The following is an 18,664-nucleotide window of genomic DNA, read 5'->3' on the forward strand; positions in this document are numbered from 1 at the left end:
ATGTGGAAAACGATAGTGCGACGTTTTTTAATTATGATTCCGCAATTGTTTGTTTTAAGTTTAATTATTTTTGTTATGGCGCAGTTTATGCCAGGTGATCCATTCACTGGAGCAATTACTCCGGAAACGGACCCTGCTCGTATTGAAGAATTACGTGAACAAGCCGGTTTAAATGACCCGTGGTATCAGCAATACGCCCGTTGGATTGGCAATGCATTCCAAGGTGACTTCGGGGATAGTTATACGTATAAAATTGAAGTGTCCACTTTAATTGGTGAACGTGCAATTAACACGTTTTGGTTGTCGTTACTAAGTGCTATTTTTCTATATGCCATTGCTGTACCGCTAGGGGTATTAGCTGGTCGTTATAATGATTCGTTATTTGATCGTAGTGTTATTTTATATAGCTTTATTAGTTTTGCAATTCCAACGTTCGTATTAGCATTAATTTTCTTATATATTTTCGGCTACCAATTAGGCTGGTTTCCGACAAGTGGCTCAGTTGATGTAACGAAGGAGCCAGGAACATTTGGTTATACGATGAGTAAAATTTATCATATGTTACTACCTGCTATTACGTATGCGGTTTTAGGGACAACGGCTATTATTCAATATTTACGGACAGAAGTTGTTGATGCGAAAACAATGGATTATGTACGTACAGCGCGTAGTAAAGGAATTCCAATGCGTAAAGTATATACACGTCACATTTTCCGTAACTCGTTATTACCAGTTGCAGCATTCTTTGGTTTTACAATTACAGGTTTATTAGGTGGATCGATTTTCATCGAAACTATCTTTGCCTTCCCGGGGATGGGACAACTGTTTATTTCATCAATTGCATCTCGTGACTATAGTGTCATTACGGCACTTGTTATGTTATATGGCTTCTTAGCGTTATTAGGTAGTCTATTATCCGATATTATTATGAGTATTGTTGACCCAAGAATTAGGATTGAATAGACCATACTAATGTTAAGGAGAGGTGAACAACAAGTGGCTAAACAAAATAATACTCAAACAGTTAGCGCTCCTCCTACAGGTACACAAGTCGTATGGAGAGAGTTTAAAAAAGATAAAATAGCGTTATTTTCGCTGATTAGTTTAATGATTGCAATCGTAGGTATTTTCATTTGGGCGACATTTTTTATCGACCAAGATTCGGTCATGCGTATTTCTTTACGCGATAAATTCGCAGAGCCAGGAGCTAAGTACTTATTAGGTGCTGATGCTGGTGGTCGTGATATTTTAGGTCAACTTATTGTTGGTGCACGTAACTCCATCATGATTGCCATTGCCATTACGATGATTACAGGTGTTTTTGGTATTTTAGTAGGTTTAGCATGCGGTTACTTTGGTGGCTGGATTGATAATATGTTCATGCGTATTATTGACTTCTTTATTACGGTTCCATCAACGATGATTATTATCGTATTTATTACTATCGTACCAAAATTAACAGTTACATCTTTTATCCTCATTATGAGTATATTTATGTGGACGGGAACAGCCCGTCTGGTGCGTTCCAAAGCACTTTCTGAAAGCAGGCGTGACTATATTAATGCATCGAAAACGCTTGGTACCAATGACTTCGTAATTATTTTGAAAGAAATGATGCCCAACTTAAGTTCGATTTTAATCGTTGAGCTAACATTAAACTTTGCTGGAAATGTTGGAATTGAAACTGGTTTATCGTATCTTGGATTCGGTTTACCACCATCTACACCATCTCTAGGAACACTTGTAAGTTATGCCAATAACCCGCTTGTTTTATCACAATATTGGTGGGTATGGCTACCGGCTGCGCTAACCATTTTATTATTAATGTTAGGCATTAACTATGTAGGTCAAGCATTACGTCGTGCAGCCGATGCAAAACAACGATTAGGTTAATCATACAAACATAAGGACATGCATTTTAGTCCTTATGCTTACGGTTAATTAACTGAAAAGTAGTTATTTTTAATAAGTACAATAAATAAACTGGTTTATATTTACATACTGTCATAATTACCACATAAAGGTAAGTGTGCTGGGTATAAAAAAGCTGGGTATATGAATATTTTTTCCAGCGTAATAAAAAGGGAGGAAAACAATATGAAGAAAAATTGGTCACTTCTAGCGATGTTACTGGCAGTCCTTTTCATATTAGGTGCATGTAGTAGTAACAAAGATGAAGGTACAAATGATCGTGAGAATACTGCTAAAGAGTTATCGTTCCCGTCATCAATTGAAAACGAAGGTGAAGCAATCAAAGGTGGAACATTAATGGTTGCGATGCAAAAAGATGAGCCATTTCAAGGGATTTTCTCTTACTCACTTTATAAAGATGCATATGATGATTACTTAATGTATTTTGCTTCGAACAAAATCTTCGAAACTGACGGTGACTTCTTAATCACTAACAAAGGGATTGCAAGCTATGAAATCACTTCTCAAGAAGAAGGGAATAATGTCGTAACAATCAAAATTCGTGAAGGCATAAAGTGGTCTGACGGTGAACCGCTTAAAATCGAAGACTTAATTTTACCTTACTATATTATCGGTCATAAAGATTACACGGGCGTACGTTATGATGGGGATTTCAAAAATATCGTAGGTGCTGAAGAATACCACGCTGGTACAGCTGAAACCATTTCAGGTGTAGTAAAAGTGGATGAAACAACATTAGAATTACACTTAAAAGATATTACACCTGGTTTAGCATCAGTTGGTGACGGTCTTTTATACTATGCAGAGCCTAGCCATATTTTAGGTGATGTTCCGGTAGCTAATTTAATTGGAAACGATGCGATTCGTAAAAATCCTGTAACGCTTGGTGCATTTGTGGTGGACAAAGTAGTTGCGGGTGAATCTGTACAATATAAAGCAAATGAACACTACTGGAAAGGTAAGCCCAAATTAGATGGCGTGATCGTAAAAGTAGTACCATCTACTTCTATCGCAAAAGCATTGGAATCGGGTGAATATGATGTAGCTTTAGCATTTGGCTCTTCTAAATATCCTGAAGTAGAAGGGTTAACAAATATTGATATATTAGCACGTCCTGAGCTTTACTATTCTTACTTAGGATTCAAACTTGGTAAATACGATTATGAAAACAGCAAAGTCATTACGGATCTTGAAGGTTCGAAAATGGGTGATGTAAACTTACGTAAAGCGATGGCATATGCGCTTAACATAGAAGAAGTAACAGAAGCATTCTATGAAGGTTTACGTAGCCGCGCGAACGCCATCTTGCCACCTGTGTTCTCTTCATTCCACCCAAGTGATTTAGAAGGATACAACTACGATCCTGAAAAAGCACAGGCATTATTAGATGAAGCTGGTTACAAAGACGTTGATGGGGATGGTATCCGTGAAGATAAAAACGGTCAACCATTTGAAATCAAATTGGCGACAATGTCTGGTGACGACGTGGCAGAACAAATTTCTGCATACTGGTTACAAAACTGGGAAGAGGTTGGTTTAAAGGTAGTATACACAACTGGTCGTACAATCGAGTTCAACTCATTCTATGAAAAAGTACAAGCAGACGACCCAGAAATCGACATCTTCATGGGTGCATGGGGGGTAGCTTCAAACCCATCTCCATCAGGTGTATATGGTGATGTAGCACAATATAACTTCTCTCGTTACACGACTGAAGAATTACAAACAACTTTAGATAACATTGACTCAGCTAAATCATTTGATGCAGACTACCGTGCAGAGCAATTTGCAAAATTCGAAGAAATTATTTTCGAAGATGCTCCTGTAATACCGATGATGTATCGTTTAGAGCTTACGCCAGTGAACAAACGTGTGAAAAACTGGAACGTTGACTTTGCGGACGAAACAATTACAAACTTACAAGATGTTGAGTTAACGGCTGACAAGCCAATTAAATAATAAGCATCAGTAAACGAACAATCCCTTCCTTGCTTTAGGCGAGGAAGGGATTGCTTTATGTTAAATGTAACCGATCAGCAAGGAATTTACCAATACCATCTTCGTTATTGCTCAGTGTAATTTCATTTGCAATGGATTTGAGTTCATCAATCCCATTGCTCATCGCAACACCAATGCCTGCATAATCAATCATTTCTAAATCGTTATCTTCATCACCAAAAGCAATAATACGGTCACGAGGAATTTCTAAATCATGTGCTACTTTTGAGATACCGACTGCTTTATTTAATCCTTTACGAACGATTTCAATAATTGGGAATGGTGCGCCCCATTTGCGATGCTCGATTAGTTCTGCATGCACATCTTGCAGGTGCTTGCGAATAAGGGGGACATTATGTTCATCAGCTTGGATTAATAAGCTTGTTGGGTCTTCTGTTAAGTTAAACTTTAAGTTGCCCGTTGTGACGCGTGGATTCCCCGTATTAAAAATATTTAATAGCGTATCATTTTCATTATGCAAGTATACATCGTCAATTACTTCGGCAATTAAATTTTGATAATGAAATTTATGCACGGAATCTACTACATCATGTACAACGCTCATGGCGATAGGCGAGTGCATCGCGCCCCATGATCGATCGAGTGGATGATGTGTAAAAGCCCCGTTAAAGTTGACGATCGGTGTTGTTAAATTTAACTCACTATAATAGAGCTGGCTTGCACGGAATGGACGACCTGTCGCAATCATCACTTGATGTCCGGCCTCTCTTGCCTTTGCCAGTATTTGTTTTGTATATGGTGAAATGGTTTGGGTATCTGTTAGCAATGTCCCGTCTAAATCTAATACAATTAAATGTTGTTTCATGTAGGAAACTCCTTTCTACGTTCGTTCAATTTTATCGTCTTTTCTTTTCCCTCGTCAAAATATTGTACCCATTTTGACCACAATTTTGATACCCTTGTCATATAAAGTTGGTTGAGGAGTGAATTTATTGTTTGTACAAAGAGAAGTGTGGAACAATATCCCGCTATTACATGTATATAATGAAGAAATAAAACAGGATGCGTCCGTTGTCCTTTTTCTACACGGCTTTATGAGTGCGAAAGAGCATAATCTGCATTATGCATATCATTTAGTAGAGAGAGGTATTCGGGTCATATTGCCCGATGCACCTTTGCACGGAGAGCGCGTTGAAAATGTATCTGAATTGCAAATGAATGCTGCCTTTTGGAAGATCGTTCTAAAATATGTAAAGGAAGTTCAAGAAATTTATGAGACGCTACAAGCCCGTGGTTTTAACGGCAAAATCGGTGTAATCGGTACATCAATGGGCGGCATTACGACAACAGGTTGCTTAAAAAAATATGACTGGATTGATGCAGCAGGGGTGTTGATGGGGGCTGTTAATTATACAGAAATGGCGCAGTTTCAAATAAAACAACTAGAGGAGCAAGGAATGGATGTGCCAATGACGGTAGCGCAACAACAGGCTCTGTTAGACACGTTACAGGAGTATAATGTGACAACGAATCGTACTATTTTTGAGCGTATTCCGGTCGTTTTTTGGCATGGTCAAAAGGATCCAGTTGTCCCGTTTCAAATGACGTATCCATTTTATGAGACACTTGTGCAACAAGGGAAAGCGCAAAAGGTTCGGTACATAGTAGACGAAAAAGCAGGGCATGCTGTATCTCGAGCAGGTGTATTAGCTGTAACAGAATGGCTAGCACAACATTTGGCATAAATCGCAACTTTTGATATGATTACAATACACTATAATGTGAAAGGAAGATACAAGCAATGGCAATCGATCAAGATATGAAAGATAGCATGTTAGGTGCTTTAGAAAATGTAATCGACCCTGAGTTAGGAATTGATATTGTCAACTTAGGTTTAGTATATGATGTAGATTTAAATGAAGAAGGCGTAGCTACTGTAACGATGACGCTGACGTCAATGGGCTGCCCTTTAGGTCCAGTTATCGTTGACCAAGTAAAAACGGCTTTAGGTGAGTTACCGGAAGTAAAAGAAACAGAAGTAAATATTGTATGGCAACCAGCCTGGTCTAAAGATATGATGTCGCGTTACGCGAAGATGGCTTTAGGCGTTCGTTAAAACTAAAAAATCCGCCATGGTGGAATTCAGACAATAGACAAAGTCGATTTTTTCGACTTTGTCTATTGTTTTTTATTTCGTTTTAGAGAAGGAGACAAAAAGGTTTGGATTGTCCAATTCCGCGCCGTTATTAGAAGGCTTGGTTATCTTTCTGGTCAAATTTACAAATGATTTACAAGTTTTTTATATGATATTTACCATGTACACTTGGCACCAAGTTAAGCTAGAAGTGGTAGTGGTACATCGGGATAGGGAAAGGTACAGAAGTAATCAATTAAGTTTTAAAAGTAACGATGAACATGCTTTCTAGTGCAAACATTGGATGAAATGATGCAAGAGGAGTTGTAAAAAAAATCAGTATCACTCTGAGTATAGAAATTTCTATTTTAGATGGACTTGTCGGGGGATACATTACGTTACCGTATCCGAGCAAAAGCCCTTGGTAAACTGTCAAAAAGCTAAGGTATCCGAGCAAAACATCGCTGTATCCAGTCAAAACTAAATTAGCAAAGAAAGAGGCGTGAAAAAGTGAAGAAATTACACCAAGTAAAAAGTGAAATAATGCTTTCAGATGAGCCATCCGTACATGAAACAGCTCAAGTAGCCAATAGTACGGCAGGTGTATATACGTCGGTTGGCGCATTCAATGAAATCGTGGAGTCGCATATTGGGGATTATACATATACGATGGAAAATGTCACGATGAATTATACAGAGATCGGTAAATTTTGTTCCATTGCATCACATGTTTGTATCAACCCTGTAAATCATCCGATGGACCGAGTCACACAACATCATATGACATATCGACGTGTTTCGTATGATTTTGCCAAAACAGATGATCAAGAAATTTTTCAATGGCGACGTGCTCATCGAGTGAAAATTGGTCATGATGTTTGGATTGGTCATGGTGCTATTATTATGAAAGATGTCACAATTGGAGATGGAGCAGTGATTGCTTCAGGTGCGGTTGTAACAAAAGACGTTGAACCATATACCATTGTAGGTGGTGTTCCAGCTAAAAAGATTAAAGATCGTTTTCTAAAAGAGATTGCTGAGAAACTTCAGCAAATTGCATGGTGGGATTGGTCAAGAGAACAGTTAGAAGAACGCTTTGAGGAATTGAATGACTTAGACCGATTTTTAGAGACATACGCTCAATAATTATCGGTACTCATTTTTGATATAAACTTGCAATAGACAAAGTCGATTTTTTCGACTTTGTCTATTGTTTTTTATTGTTACTTTATAACTCATAATGAGTAAATACCTAAACATATATTCTCATTTGAGTAACCGTTGCTTTCCGCTACGGCACTCGCTTTCCACGGGCGAGATCAAGCCTCCTCGTCGCTCATCCTTCGCTCCTGCGGGGTCTTGATTGTCTCGCTTTTCCCGTAGGAGTCTCGTGCCTCCGCTACAAGCAACTAGTGTTTCATAAAAAATCGGTTGCTTAAAAATAATGAAAGATTCACATTCATTACAGTAGAGACTGTGCAATTATACTTGCACATACAAAGAAATTGATTTCTTTTAGAGAAGAGAACTGTTTTTCTAGTATATCGAGAAGTATTCACTTTTTACCGTAGCGCGCCATAGCCACAGGAGTCAAGATTTTCTTTGCGACGAAAGCGTAAGCGTCAGGAGCAGGAACAGGAGATCCAAACAGGCCACGCCTGTTTTAGCTCCTGTGTAGGCTGTGCAAAGCGCGGAGGCTACGATACCACTTTAGCTTAATATCTTTTATTACCCTAATGGTATTTTTAGAATGTATTTTTGCTCATTACGAGTTTATAACTCAGTGTTAGTAAAATATAGTTTAATACCAGTGTATAATGTCTAATAAAATTAATTTGTTAACACTCTGAAATTTCTGTTAGTCAATACGACAAATGTTTAATGGACAGTTTTCACACGCGATGCTATCTTTTAAAAACTGTAAATCATGTATCGTAATATAGCTTTTATTCAACGTGATGATGTTCTGATTTTTTAAATCATTGAGCATACGGTTAATCATTTCACGGCTTGTTGCACAAAGGTTCGCAATTTCTGTATTGGTTAATGGGAAATTAATCAATACGTCATTGTTCGAACGAAATTCACCGTACGTATTAGCAAGTCTGATCAGTGTGGAGAACAAAGCTCCTTTTTTTCCGTTTAGCATTAAATCACGTAGACGACTTTGATGTTTTAAATTTTCAACTTGTAGCCATTTTAAATACTCCATCAATAGAGGTGGGTTTTCAGATAGTAAAAATTCAAAGGTATCTGTGTGAAGTGCAAGTAAATGCGTTGTTTCAAGTGCTTTTGCAGTTGTTGCATGATAACGTGTTTTGCAAAATATCGAATTTTCACCGATGATAGCATCTGTCCCACAAATGCGAATGGTCAGTTCCTTGCCACTTTCGGTTTCTTTACTGATTTGGATTGCACCACTGCGCACGAAAAAGATATTTTCAGCCCGTTCATCTTCACGGAAAATATAATTTCCTTTATCCACTTTAATAGCCAAACCGTGAATTTCAAATAAATCATAGATTTTCATCGGCATACTGTTTAGAGCAACGATAACAATCACATCCTTTTCTTAAGATAACAACTTAAGATTTCACCAACAGTTCATCTAAATTTCACTTAGATTTCACTATATATAAAATGATAACATATGTTAATTGGGAATAAGAGTAAATTTTTTGTGAAGGATTATTTTGCTTTTTATAGGAAATCGTTTTATAATCAAATTAGTCAAAGATGGTCAAACTTTTTTGGAGGGATGAACATGCAATTTACACAAACACAAGATAATCGTCCGCCGCTAGAGCAGTTTGGACGTAATTTAATTGAGGAAGTAAAGAACGGGAAGATGGACCCTGTGATTGGTCGTGATGAAGAAATCCGCAATGTCATTCGTATTTTGACACGGAAAACGAAAAATAACCCTGTGTTAATCGGTGAACCAGGTGTTGGGAAAACAGCCATTGTAGAAGGATTAGCGCAACGTATCGTGAGAAAAGATGTACCAGAAGGATTAAAGGATTGTTTATTATATGAGCTGGATATGAGCGCTTTAATTGCTGGTGCCAGTTACCGAGGGCAGTTTGAGGAACGTTTAAAAGGTGTGCTGAAGCAAGTAAAAGAATCAGAAGGGCGTATTATTTTATTTATCGATGAAATTCACACGATTGTAGGAGCAGGGAAAACAGACGGTGCCATGGATGCGGGGAATATGTTAAAGCCGATGCTTGCACGTGGTGAATTACATTGTATTGGTGCGACAACACTGGATGAGTATCGTATGTATATTGAGAAAGATCCAGCGCTTGAGCGTCGGTTCCAACAAGTGATGGTGCGAGAGCCTTCTATAGAAGATACCGTGTCGATTTTACGTGGACTAAAAGAGCGTTTTGAGCTGCACCATGGCGTCCGCATTCATGACCGTGCGATTATTGCAGCAGCTGAACTATCCAATCGGTATATTACAGAGCGTTTCTTACCAGATAAAGCGATTGACTTAATCGATGAGGCTTGTGCGATGATTCGGACAGAAATTGATTCCATGCCGCAAGAGTTAGATATGGTGACACGCCGCTTAATGCAGTTAGAAATTGAAGAGCAAGCCCTTCGCAAAGAAAAGGATGAAGCGAGTAAAAAGCGCTTATCCACTTTGCAAGAGGAAATTGTGAAGTTACGTACTTCTACCGAACATATGCGTAAGCAGTGGGAGCTTGAGAAAAACGGTCTGCAAACGATTCAGAAAAAGCGTGAGCAGCTCGATAAATATCGCCGTGATTCGGAAGATGCGCAAACACGTGGAGATTATAATAAAGCAGCAGAATTACAGTACAGCAAAATTCCTTCACTCGAAAAGGAAATTGCTGCGCTTGAGACAGAGCTTGTGACAACAGCCGATAAACGGATTTTACGCGAAGAAGTAACAGCCGAAGAAATTGCATCGATTGTTTCACGTTGGACAGGAATTCCGGTCACAAAACTAGTAGAGGGAGAGCGCGAGAAGCTACTTCGCTTAAAGGAAACATTACATGAGCGAGTTGTCGGTCAAGATAATGCCGTGACATTAGTAACGGAAGCAGTATGGCGTGCCCGTTCAGGCATTAAAGACCCTACAAAACCGATTGGCTCCTTCTTATTTTTAGGACCAACAGGTGTGGGGAAAACAGAATTAGCAAAAGCGCTTGCGGCTCAACTATTTGACTCAGAGGATCATTTCATCCGTATTGATATGAGTGAGTATATGGAGAAGCATAGTGTATCGCGCCTTGTTGGGGCACCTCCTGGTTATATTGGCTATGAAGAAGGTGGGCAATTAACGGAAGCGGTTCGACGTAATCCGTATTCGGTTGTGTTACTGGATGAAATTGAAAAAGCGCATCCCGATGTCGCAAATATTTTACTGCAAATTTTAGATGATGGCCGCATTACCGATTCGCAAGGTCGCAATGTGAATTTCTCGAACACAGTTGTCATTATGACGTCCAATATTGGTTCAGAGCATTTGTTAAACCAAACGGAAGAAGGTGCGGAAGATTTAATTATGATGGCGCTTCGCCAGCATTTTAAGCCGGAACTTTTAAACCGTGTAGATGATATTATTACATTCCATGCATTGTCGAATGAACATTTTGGTGCGATTGTTCGCAAGTATGTATCACAGTTAGAGAAACGTGTAGCTGAGCAAGAGATTAAGCTCGTAGTCGAGGATGCAGTTATTGCGTTTGTAGTAGCGCACGGTGCTGACCCGCAGTTTGGTGCACGTCCATTAAAACGTTTTGTGCAACGTTATTTAGAAACAGCGGTTGCCAAAGAGTTATTGCGCGGAGAAGTGGCGCCAGGGGACACACTCTATTTAATAGTAAAAAATGATGAAATTGTCGTGAAGTTTTAATGGTTTTCGCCTCCTTTGGGTATGTTATAAACAAAGGAGGTATTTTTATGGATAAAAAAGAAATGAAAAACTTACCGAAGCGTGACAAATTAGACAACCCTGATATGGTGAATACAGAGAAGCCTAGTTTGTTTGATATGCATGAAGATATGAAGACAGTAGATGCTATCCCTATAGAGGAATTGAATGATCGCTTGAAAGCTGAAAAAGATATCATCCCGACAACGACAACAGCTGATGCGGAACGACAGATGTAAGGAAACAGGTGGTGATTCACCTGTTTTTATTGTGGAAAAATAAACAATGAGTGTAAAATATAAATGAGATTCAGTTTAAAGTAGCGAAATGAGCAAAACGCGGTGTTGTCCGGTCCAAAGCTAATGGTAAGCGAGCAAAATCCCGTGATAGGCGGGCAAAACACTGTATCTTGAACATAAAAAAACGCCCCTACACGGAGCGCTTCCTAATTAATGATGTTCAGCGTGTTCTGGGCTACCTGGAAGAATAGCTGCAACAATAAACACGATTACTGCAAATGCTACAGAAACGATTACACCAGTCATGAAATCGAATGGTACGTTTAATACTGAACTTACTACGTAGTTTAACATAGAAATTAGTAGGAATGACCATACAAATGTCATAATATATTGCATCAAATTCACCTCATAAACATTATTCTATATATTTATTTAGTTTTATACCTCAACTATCATAACACAGGTTGTGAAAAAAGAAAAACAAACTTTTGAAAACATTTCTTGAACATTGTGAAAAATTTTCCGTTGTATAATATTTTTTTATGAGCTATAATTATGACCAACTACTAAATGTTAGTGTAAAAGGGGGATATTTTATGGGTGTAGGTATTATTGGATTGGGGAAATATGTCCCTGAAAAGGTACTGACAAATTATGATCTGGAAAGTGTGTTAGACACGACAGATGAATGGATTCGTTCTAGAACGGGGATTGAACAAAGACATATTGCAGCAGATGATGAAAATACTTCACATATGGCGATTAAGGCAACACAAAAAGCGATTGAAAATGCAGGGATTAAGCCGGAACAAATTGGCTTAATTGTAGTTGCAACGGTTTCGCCAGATCAAGCCTTTCCAAGTGTGGCATGTCAATTAACAGAGCATTTCGGAATACAATGTGCAGCGATGGATATTGCAGCAGCGTGTTCAGGATTTATCTATGGGCTTGTAACAGCACAGCAATTCCTTGAAAATAACAGTTATGAATATGTATTAGTAGTAGGTGTTGAAAAACTATCGAAAGTAACGGATTGGAATGACCGTAATACCGCTATTTTATTTGGGGATGGAGCGTGTGCTGCTGTTCTATCAAAAGTATCGGAAGGACGCGGTATTCTGGCATCTGAATTAGGTGCAGATGGTTCAGGTGGCAAGCATTTATATATAAATGAAGAAAATCATATTGGCATGAATGGGCGTGAAGTGTTTAAATTTGCAGTACGCCAAATGGGAGAGTCTGCCGTTCAAGTATTGGAAAAGGCTGGTTTGCAGAAAGAAGATTGCGATTTCTTAATACCACACCAAGCGAATATTCGGATTATGGAAGCAGCTCGTGAACGACTGAATTTACCTGAAGAGAAAATGTCAAAAACGGTGCATAAGTACGGGAACACATCAGCAGCTTCGATTGGGTTATCATTAGTAGAAGAGCTTGAACAAGGTAAAATAAAAGATGATGATATAGTTGTCCTTGTCGGTTTTGGCGGTGGCTTAACATGGGGCGCTGTCACAATTCGATGGGGTAAATAAGAGGGGGATTATGTATGACAAAGCGTAGAGTAGTAGTAACAGGAATTGGGGCTGTCACGCCACTTGGCAATACAGTTGAAGATACATGGGCTGCAGCAAAAGCAGGAAAATCAGGTGTTGGTCCACTAACACGCGTTGATGCAGAAAAATTCTCAGCTAAAGTGGCTGCACAAGTAAACGATTTTGATATTGAGCAGTTTGTGGAACGTAAAGAAGCGCGAAAAATGGACCGTTTTACACAATATGCTATTGCAGCATCGCTCATGGCATATAAAGATTCAGCATTAGAAATTAATGAATCAAATGCTGCACGTGTTGGTGTATGGATTGGATCTGGTATTGGCGGAATGGAAACGTATGAACAGCAGTTTTTAACATTCCAAGAACGTGGAGCAAGACGTGTCAGCCCGTTCTTCATTCCGATGATGATTCCAGATATGGCTTCAGGGCAAGTATCGATTTATCTTGGGGCAAAAGGACCTAACTCATGTTCGGTAACAGCTTGTGCATCAGGGACAAACTCGATTGGGGATGCGTTTAAAGTAATTGAGCGCGGTGATGCAGATGTTATGTTTACAGGTGGAGCAGAGGCGCCAATCGTGAATATGGCTATTGCCGGCTTTACAGCGAATACGGCGTTAACAACGAATGCAGACCCAGCAACAGCATCACGTCCATTCGATAAAAACCGTGACGGCTTTGTGATTGGTGAAGGTTCGGGTATGCTTGTTTTAGAAGAATTAGAGCATGCAAAAGCACGTGGAGCAAAAATTTATGCAGAAGTACTTGGTTACGGTGCGACAGGAGATGCACACCATATTACAGCACCAGCACCAGAAGGTGAAGGTGCGGCGCGTGCAATGCATATGGCCTTAACGACTGCTGGGGTAAATCCAGAGCAAGTGGATTATATTAATGCACACGGTACAAGTACACCGTACAATGATTTATTTGAAACATTAGCGGTAAAATCGGTGTTTGGTGAGCATGCTTATAAGTTAGCGATGAGCTCAACAAAGTCAATGACAGGACATTTACTTGGGGCCGCTGGTGGTATCGAAGCCATCTTTACAGTATTAGCGTTAAAAGAAGGTATTTTACCACCGACAATTAATCTACAAGAGCAAGATCCAGAGTGTGACTTAGATTACGTACCGAATGAGGCACGTCAAGTAAACATCGAGTATGCGATGAGCAATTCATTAGGATTTGGTGGACATAACGCAAGTCTTTTATTCAAAAAATATGAATAAATTAGTACCAGTGGTGTAAAGATATACCACTGGTTTTTTCATTGAAGGAAAAGCCACCTCTAAGAAAGAGATGACTTTTTGATAGAAAGGATGTTTAGTTGTTTCGCTTTGTCCTTTTTTTATTAAGTTACGGTTTGTGTGTAGCTTCTATTACACAATGTATTTTATATTTAAATTACCGGACGCTCGGTTATTCATGGCATGCGGTGATAAAATTTTTACTGCAAACAGTGGAGTTATATATTGCACTTGGTTCACTTATTGTGATGTTTGCAGTCATTTACGATCTCGGTATATCGCGTTCTTCCTGAAGGAATTATTTTCGTTTACGGCCAAGCCCCATTGCATTTTCCATCTTTTTTAGTGTTTTATGGGCGATGGCATTTGCTTTAGCGGCACCTTCATCTAAAATAGCATCTAGCTCAGGTGAGTCGATGAGTGCGTAATAACGCTCTTGAATCGGTGTTAAGTGCTCAATGACAGCAGCGGCAACACCCGCTTTAAAATCACCGTACCCTTTACCTTCGTATTTCTTTTCTAAATCCGCAATCGATACACCTGATAAAGCAGATTCAATTGTTAACAAATTCGATACACCTGGTTTGTTTTCGATATCGTATTTGACAATGCCGTCAGAGTCTGTAACCGCAGACTTAATTTTCTTTTCGATTTCTTTTGGTGTGTCAAGAAGACGGATTGTTGCTTTTGTATTTGTGTCAGACTTGCTCATTTTTTTCGTTGGTTCTTGTAAGGACTTAATGCGTGCGCCTTCTTTTGGTAATTGGATGTCTGGAATCGTTAAAACATCGTTGTAGCGTTTGTTAAAACGTTCAGCAAGATCGCGTGTAAGCTCAATATGCTGCTTTTGGTCATCTCCAACCGGTACAATATTTGTATTGTATAAAAGAATATCTGCGGCCATTAACGGTGGATATGTTAAAAGAGCTGCTGATACAGATTCTTTGCCATGTGACTTATCTTTAAATTGTGTCATACGTTCTAATTCACCGATTGATGCCACACACTGTAAAATCCAACCAGCTTGCGCATGTGCTGGTACTTCAGATTGAATAAATAAAATTGACTTTTTCGGATCAATCCCAACGGCAATATACATCGCGGCTAAACTACGGATATTTTTACGTAGCTCTAAACGATCTTGTGGTACGGTAATGGCGTGTTGGTCTACAATGCAATAAATGGCTTGTCCTTCGTCTTGTAAAGCGGGAAATTGCTTAATTGCACCAATGTAATTGCCTAATGTAATAGTTCCTGTTGGCTGTACACCAGAGAAAATAGTTGTCATAAAAAATCCTCCTTTAAATCTTTGGAAACTAAAAAAACATCATGCGCCCATTGAGAAATTCTCAGGGACGAATGATGTTTGAATCCGCGGTACCACCCAGCTTGCTCTAGTTTTGAGCCACTCTGCTTCGTAACGTGAAGGAGACGAGCTAGGATACTTTAAGTTCACCAAGCTAACTCGGAAGTCCATTCCATTTGTATACGCATCTGCTCACACCGACCGCAGACTCTCTTTAGCGTAACATCAAATGTACTACTCTTCGTCATCGTTTTTTATTTTCTAATTCATTCTTGAAATTATATTATATTGTACTGCAAAAAATCAAATTTTTTTTAGCATATACCAAGAAAAGAAAGGACATACTATAAGAGAAAAGAGCAACCATTTTTACTATTTATTCGTCAAATGAAATGAAAGGAATAGATAAATTCTCAGTTGTTTTTTAATAATTGAGAATGTAGTGTTTGTTGATTTTTCAAAATAAATGATTTTGAACTAGAAGGTGTAGGAAAAAAGATAATTAATTATAGCATAAATGAGTAATTTCGAGAATAAATGGGTTGATAAAAGTGTCGCTTTTTGATGGGAAGCTATATCCAAATGATAAATATTGTTGTATAATGTAGACAAGGTTTTACATTAAACTAATTCTAAAGTAAGAAGTTGTTATAGATTGAATTTAATATGGAGGGAAGTGGACGAATGTTAGTGACATTATTTACATCTCCTAGTTGTACCTCATGCCGAAAAGCAAAAGCGTGGCTTGAAGAGCATGATATTCCTTATACAGAGCGTAACATTTTTTCCGAGCCGTTAACGATTAGTGAAATTAAGAAAATTTTACGTATGACAGAAGATGGGACAGAAGAAATTATTTCAACTCGTTCAAAGGTTTTTCAAAAGTTAAATGTAGATGTAGAAACATTAACTTTACAACATTTATATGAGTTGATCCAAGAGCACCCAGGACTTTTACGCCGTCCGATTATTTTAGATGAAAAGCGTTTGCAAGTAGGGTACAATGAAGATGAAATCCGTCGCTTTTTACCACGTAAAGTACGGGCGTATCAATTGCAAGAAGCGCAGCGCATGGTGAACTAAATAAAATAGTGAAGATGTTGCAACAATTTCATAATGTGTAGCATCTTTTTTCTTTTTATTAAAATCATAAAATTAGCCTTGATTTCATAGATACAGTACAATACAATTTCAATATTCAAATTATTTGGTTTGAATAGTGTTTTTTCCTTTTCATTTTATGTGCCAACATCATACAATAGAGTTATAGAGTTCGAGCCGCTTCTCGATTCTTTATAGAACGTTTGGAGTGTTCATATGTTGGAAGAAGCATGTATGATTTTTGGTGATTTAACCAAATAGTAAGTAACAGCGGTTTACATGTATTTCAACGGAATGACTGTGAAGGGAGTTGAAGTCTTATGGACATTGAACGCATTAATGAAAATACACTAAAGCTATTTATTACGTATAGTGATATTGAAGACCGTGGCTATAGTCGCGAGGAAATTTGGTATAATCGCTCAAAAGGCGAGGAGCTATTTTGGGATGTAATTGGTGAAGTAAATACAGATGACTACTTTGACTTAGATGGGCCAATTTGGATTCATATTAATGCATCTGAGCAAGGGCTTGAAGTAATTGTAACACGGGCGAATTTACATTCTGATCAAGAGGCGAATGCCCTTATGGATGACTTTGAAGAAAACCGTGAAGTAGCTGAGCAATTGCGTGAAATGGAAAATGTCATTTTTGAATCGTTTGAAAATGATTCAGATGAAGATATGACGATTACAAATGCAAGATTTACGTTTAAAGATATAGATGAACTTGTACCACTAGCAAAGCGTATCGTGTCGTTTGGATTAACATCTTCACTTTACCAATTTGAAGGGCGCTATTATTTACATGTTGATTTCACGAACTTACCTGAACAACGTGAACGCAAAAATATGTTAGCGCTTATTAAAGAATATTTGAGACCATCACGATTAACAAGTTATCGTTTAGAAGAGTATGGCGATGTGATTATGGAGCAAAACTGCTTTGAAACAGTAATTGAATATTTCGCATAAATTTATAATCCGTGCTGATAAAAGGCGCGGATTTTTTTATTGTTTTTCATTCAAATTTTTATTTTGGTTGTTTTTGTATATTTTGATTGAATATAGTGTTTTTATTTCTTACAATGTGGGAAAGGAGGTTTAAGTTATGCTTGTCGCCATAGACGATCAAGGAGACTACTTGATATTGACGAAAAGCTTAACGGAAGCAGCCTTACAACAATTGCGTGAAAAATCATTATACTGTCCACATTGTAAAGAACGCCTTATTTTAAAAGCGGGTGCAATTAAAATTCCGCATTTTGCACACACCGCAAATCGTGCCTGTGAATCACTGTTTGCAGAAGGGGAATCCGAGCTGCATTTACTCGGTAAACAGCAATTATTTATGCATTTTCAGCAACTCGGATATGATGTTCAATTAGAAAGTTATTTGCCGCATTTACAACAAAGACCCGATTTACTCATTACAAGAAAAAAGCGATATGCACTGGAATTTCAGTGTAGCCGTATCCCAGAACAATTACTTCATCAACGTACAGAGGGTTATAAAAAGAATGATATTGTGCCCATATGGTTATTAAAAACACCTGCTTTTCCAACGTTACAAGGAGGTCGCATACTCAAAGCGTCATTCAATTTGTTTTATCAACAATTTATAACTGATAACTATGTCATCACCTATGATCCACATTCCCAACAGTTTTTTTACCTCAGTAATCTTCTTTACTTACAAGGAAATTTATTTTTATCTCAAGTATTAACATTGCCACTAACCTCACAAGTATTTCCGTTTTATGAGCCAAAATTGCTAACTGAAAAAGGGTTTTTATCGTTATTTGAAGAGTATACTAGGTACCGGAAGCAATTTTTACATGGTCGACTTTTTTACAGTCAGGTCGGTGTAAATGATTTATTTTTACGTGCAGTATACGAATGCCGATTGCAGCGAGTGGGACTACCGTCTTTTATTGGTGTACCCGTTCCGCACGCTAGAGGGATTTCGTTATTTTCAGCTGAATGGCAAATGTTATTTTTTTACTTTATGAGCTGTAATAATTTAACGATAGGGAGCGTAAACGACAGTACGAAGCATTATTTTTTATCATGGGCTAAATTACCAACCACTCAGCAATCTTTTTTAGCTGTAGATGATTATGTGAAAATATTACGTGCTTTGTCGATTAATGATATTAGCGCAACGTGTACAACAGAACAATTAATGCGTGTACTGTATAGCGAATTAATTGCAATATGCTGAAAATATTGAGAAAATAAGGTGAGAATTTCGAAAATCGGAATATGTGGAGGGAAAATGA

Annotated in this window: 18 protein-coding genes and 1 other annotated feature; of the genes, 14 read left to right on the top strand and 4 right to left on the bottom strand. The window is 38.2% G+C overall.

What is annotated here, in order from left to right; translation table 11 throughout:
- From opp4B to AC3II9_RS13320, 3 genes are all read left to right on the top strand, one after another.
- Nucleotides 1-963, top strand: a complete 963-nt coding sequence (opp4B, locus tag AC3II9_RS13310; RefSeq protein WP_489156152.1) for an oligopeptide ABC transporter permease — start codon at nucleotides 1-3, stop codon at nucleotides 961-963.
- Nucleotides 964-972: 9 nt separating this feature from the next.
- The gene (locus AC3II9_RS13315) at nucleotides 973-1,893 is read left to right on the top strand and encodes an ABC transporter permease (RefSeq protein ID WP_489156154.1); all 921 of its coding nucleotides are present in this window, start codon (nucleotides 973-975) and stop codon (nucleotides 1,891-1,893) included.
- Between the two features lie 204 nt (nucleotides 1,894-2,097).
- Nucleotides 2,098-3,891, top strand: a complete 1,794-nt coding sequence (locus AC3II9_RS13320) for an oligopeptide ABC transporter substrate-binding protein (protein WP_489156156.1) — start codon at nucleotides 2,098-2,100, stop codon at nucleotides 3,889-3,891.
- Between the two features lie 55 nt (nucleotides 3,892-3,946).
- Here AC3II9_RS13320 and AC3II9_RS13325 read toward each other — a convergent pair whose 3' ends face one another.
- Nucleotides 3,947-4,756 (bottom strand): Cof-type HAD-IIB family hydrolase, encoded by an 810-nt coding sequence (locus tag AC3II9_RS13325; RefSeq protein WP_489156157.1) that lies wholly within the window; start codon nucleotides 4,754-4,756, stop codon nucleotides 3,947-3,949.
- Nucleotides 4,757-4,874: 118 nt separating this feature from the next.
- Here AC3II9_RS13325 and AC3II9_RS13330 point away from each other — a divergent pair, with 118 nt between their 5' ends.
- The 3 genes from AC3II9_RS13330 (at nucleotide 4,875) to AC3II9_RS13340 (ending at nucleotide 7,171) form a co-directional block, all read left to right on the top strand.
- Nucleotides 4,875-5,636: an alpha/beta fold hydrolase gene (locus tag AC3II9_RS13330; RefSeq protein ID WP_489156159.1), complete on the top strand. Its 762-nt coding sequence runs from the start codon at nucleotides 4,875-4,877 to the stop codon at nucleotides 5,634-5,636.
- A 56-nt stretch (nucleotides 5,637-5,692) separates the two neighbouring features.
- A complete protein-coding gene (locus tag AC3II9_RS13335) occupies nucleotides 5,693-6,007 on the top strand; it encodes a metal-sulfur cluster assembly factor (protein WP_489156160.1) in 315 nt (104 codons plus the stop codon).
- A gap of 528 nt (nucleotides 6,008-6,535) precedes the next feature.
- The gene (locus AC3II9_RS13340; protein WP_489156161.1) at nucleotides 6,536-7,171 is read left to right on the top strand and encodes a DapH/DapD/GlmU-related protein; all 636 of its coding nucleotides are present in this window, start codon (nucleotides 6,536-6,538) and stop codon (nucleotides 7,169-7,171) included.
- 712 nt (nucleotides 7,172-7,883) lie between these two features.
- Here the strand turns inward: AC3II9_RS13340 and AC3II9_RS13345 are convergent.
- Entirely contained in the window at nucleotides 7,884-8,588 is a 705-nt protein-coding gene (locus AC3II9_RS13345; protein WP_489156162.1) for a Crp/Fnr family transcriptional regulator, read from the bottom strand.
- Nucleotides 8,589-8,789: 201 nt separating this feature from the next.
- Between AC3II9_RS13345 and AC3II9_RS13350 the strand changes: the two genes are divergently transcribed.
- Nucleotides 8,790-10,913: an ATP-dependent Clp protease ATP-binding subunit gene (locus AC3II9_RS13350; protein WP_489156163.1), complete on the top strand. Its 2,124-nt coding sequence runs from the start codon at nucleotides 8,790-8,792 to the stop codon at nucleotides 10,911-10,913.
- 47 nt (nucleotides 10,914-10,960) lie between these two features.
- The gene (locus AC3II9_RS13355; RefSeq protein WP_489156165.1) at nucleotides 10,961-11,170 is read left to right on the top strand and encodes a hypothetical protein; all 210 of its coding nucleotides are present in this window, start codon (nucleotides 10,961-10,963) and stop codon (nucleotides 11,168-11,170) included.
- 210 nt (nucleotides 11,171-11,380) lie between these two features.
- On the opposite strand, the gene AC3II9_RS13360 is transcribed toward AC3II9_RS13355, so the two are convergent.
- Nucleotides 11,381-11,569, bottom strand: coding sequence for a YjzD family protein (locus AC3II9_RS13360; RefSeq protein ID WP_391375552.1), 189 nt, complete (start codon nucleotides 11,567-11,569; stop codon nucleotides 11,381-11,383).
- 200 nt (nucleotides 11,570-11,769) lie between these two features.
- Here AC3II9_RS13360 and AC3II9_RS13365 point away from each other — a divergent pair, with 200 nt between their 5' ends.
- The 3 genes from AC3II9_RS13365 (at nucleotide 11,770) to AC3II9_RS13375 (ending at nucleotide 14,269) form a co-directional block, all read left to right on the top strand.
- Entirely contained in the window at nucleotides 11,770-12,705 is a 936-nt protein-coding gene (locus tag AC3II9_RS13365) for a beta-ketoacyl-ACP synthase III (protein WP_489156166.1), read from the top strand.
- A gap of 14 nt (nucleotides 12,706-12,719) precedes the next feature.
- Nucleotides 12,720-13,958: a beta-ketoacyl-ACP synthase II gene (fabF, locus tag AC3II9_RS13370; RefSeq protein WP_489156168.1), complete on the top strand. Its 1,239-nt coding sequence runs from the start codon at nucleotides 12,720-12,722 to the stop codon at nucleotides 13,956-13,958.
- A gap of 98 nt (nucleotides 13,959-14,056) precedes the next feature.
- Nucleotides 14,057-14,269 (top strand): YuzI family membrane protein, encoded by a 213-nt coding sequence (locus AC3II9_RS13375; RefSeq protein ID WP_391375544.1) that lies wholly within the window; start codon nucleotides 14,057-14,059, stop codon nucleotides 14,267-14,269.
- A 5-nt stretch (nucleotides 14,270-14,274) separates the two neighbouring features.
- Here AC3II9_RS13375 and trpS read toward each other — a convergent pair whose 3' ends face one another.
- The gene (trpS, locus tag AC3II9_RS13380) at nucleotides 14,275-15,264 is read right to left on the bottom strand and encodes a tryptophan--tRNA ligase (RefSeq protein WP_391375541.1); all 990 of its coding nucleotides are present in this window, start codon (nucleotides 15,262-15,264) and stop codon (nucleotides 14,275-14,277) included.
- Between the two features lie 60 nt (nucleotides 15,265-15,324).
- Nucleotides 15,325-15,539: a binding site (T-box leader), on the bottom strand.
- A gap of 427 nt (nucleotides 15,540-15,966) precedes the next feature.
- On the opposite strand from trpS, the gene spxA reads away from it, so the two are divergent.
- The 3 genes from spxA to AC3II9_RS13395 all read left to right on the top strand — a co-directional run bounded on the left by spxA (nucleotide 15,967) and on the right by AC3II9_RS13395 (nucleotide 18,606).
- On the top strand, nucleotides 15,967-16,365 hold the full coding sequence (gene spxA / locus AC3II9_RS13385) for a transcriptional regulator SpxA (protein WP_391375538.1): 399 nt from the start codon (nucleotides 15,967-15,969) through the stop codon (nucleotides 16,363-16,365).
- Nucleotides 16,366-16,703: 338 nt separating this feature from the next.
- Complete coding sequence (mecA, locus tag AC3II9_RS13390) at nucleotides 16,704-17,357, top strand: adaptor protein MecA (RefSeq protein ID WP_391375535.1); 654 nt, start codon at nucleotides 16,704-16,706, stop codon at nucleotides 17,355-17,357.
- Nucleotides 17,358-17,493: 136 nt separating this feature from the next.
- Entirely contained in the window at nucleotides 17,494-18,606 is a 1,113-nt protein-coding gene (locus AC3II9_RS13395; RefSeq protein ID WP_489156170.1) for a competence protein CoiA, read from the top strand.
- The last annotated feature ends 58 nt before the right edge of the window (nucleotides 18,607-18,664 follow it).

The organism is Lysinibacillus sp. RU7, assembly GCF_057837305.1.

Coding starts and splice junctions, on each gene's coding strand:
- AC3II9_RS13335 (WP_489156160.1), top strand. CDS start 5,693: ATGGCAATCGATCAAGATATGAAAGATAGCATGTTAGGTGCTTTAGAA.
- mecA (WP_391375535.1), top strand. CDS start 16,704: ATGGACATTGAACGCATTAATGAAAATACACTAAAGCTATTTATTACG.
- AC3II9_RS13360 (WP_391375552.1), bottom strand. CDS start 11,569: ATGCAATATATTATGACATTTGTATGGTCATTCCTACTAATTTCTATG.
- AC3II9_RS13395 (WP_489156170.1), top strand. CDS start 17,494: ATGCTTGTCGCCATAGACGATCAAGGAGACTACTTGATATTGACGAAA.
- AC3II9_RS13320 (WP_489156156.1), top strand. CDS start 2,098: ATGAAGAAAAATTGGTCACTTCTAGCGATGTTACTGGCAGTCCTTTTC.
- AC3II9_RS13365 (WP_489156166.1), top strand. CDS start 11,770: ATGGGTGTAGGTATTATTGGATTGGGGAAATATGTCCCTGAAAAGGTA.
- AC3II9_RS13315 (WP_489156154.1), top strand. CDS start 973: ATGTTAAGGAGAGGTGAACAACAAGTGGCTAAACAAAATAATACTCAA.
- spxA (WP_391375538.1), top strand. CDS start 15,967: ATGTTAGTGACATTATTTACATCTCCTAGTTGTACCTCATGCCGAAAA.
- opp4B (WP_489156152.1), top strand. CDS start 1: ATGTGGAAAACGATAGTGCGACGTTTTTTAATTATGATTCCGCAATTG.
- AC3II9_RS13350 (WP_489156163.1), top strand. CDS start 8,790: ATGCAATTTACACAAACACAAGATAATCGTCCGCCGCTAGAGCAGTTT.
- fabF (WP_489156168.1), top strand. CDS start 12,720: ATGACAAAGCGTAGAGTAGTAGTAACAGGAATTGGGGCTGTCACGCCA.
- trpS (WP_391375541.1), bottom strand. CDS start 15,264: ATGACAACTATTTTCTCTGGTGTACAGCCAACAGGAACTATTACATTA.
- AC3II9_RS13325 (WP_489156157.1), bottom strand. CDS start 4,756: ATGAAACAACATTTAATTGTATTAGATTTAGACGGGACATTGCTAACA.
- AC3II9_RS13355 (WP_489156165.1), top strand. CDS start 10,961: ATGGATAAAAAAGAAATGAAAAACTTACCGAAGCGTGACAAATTAGAC.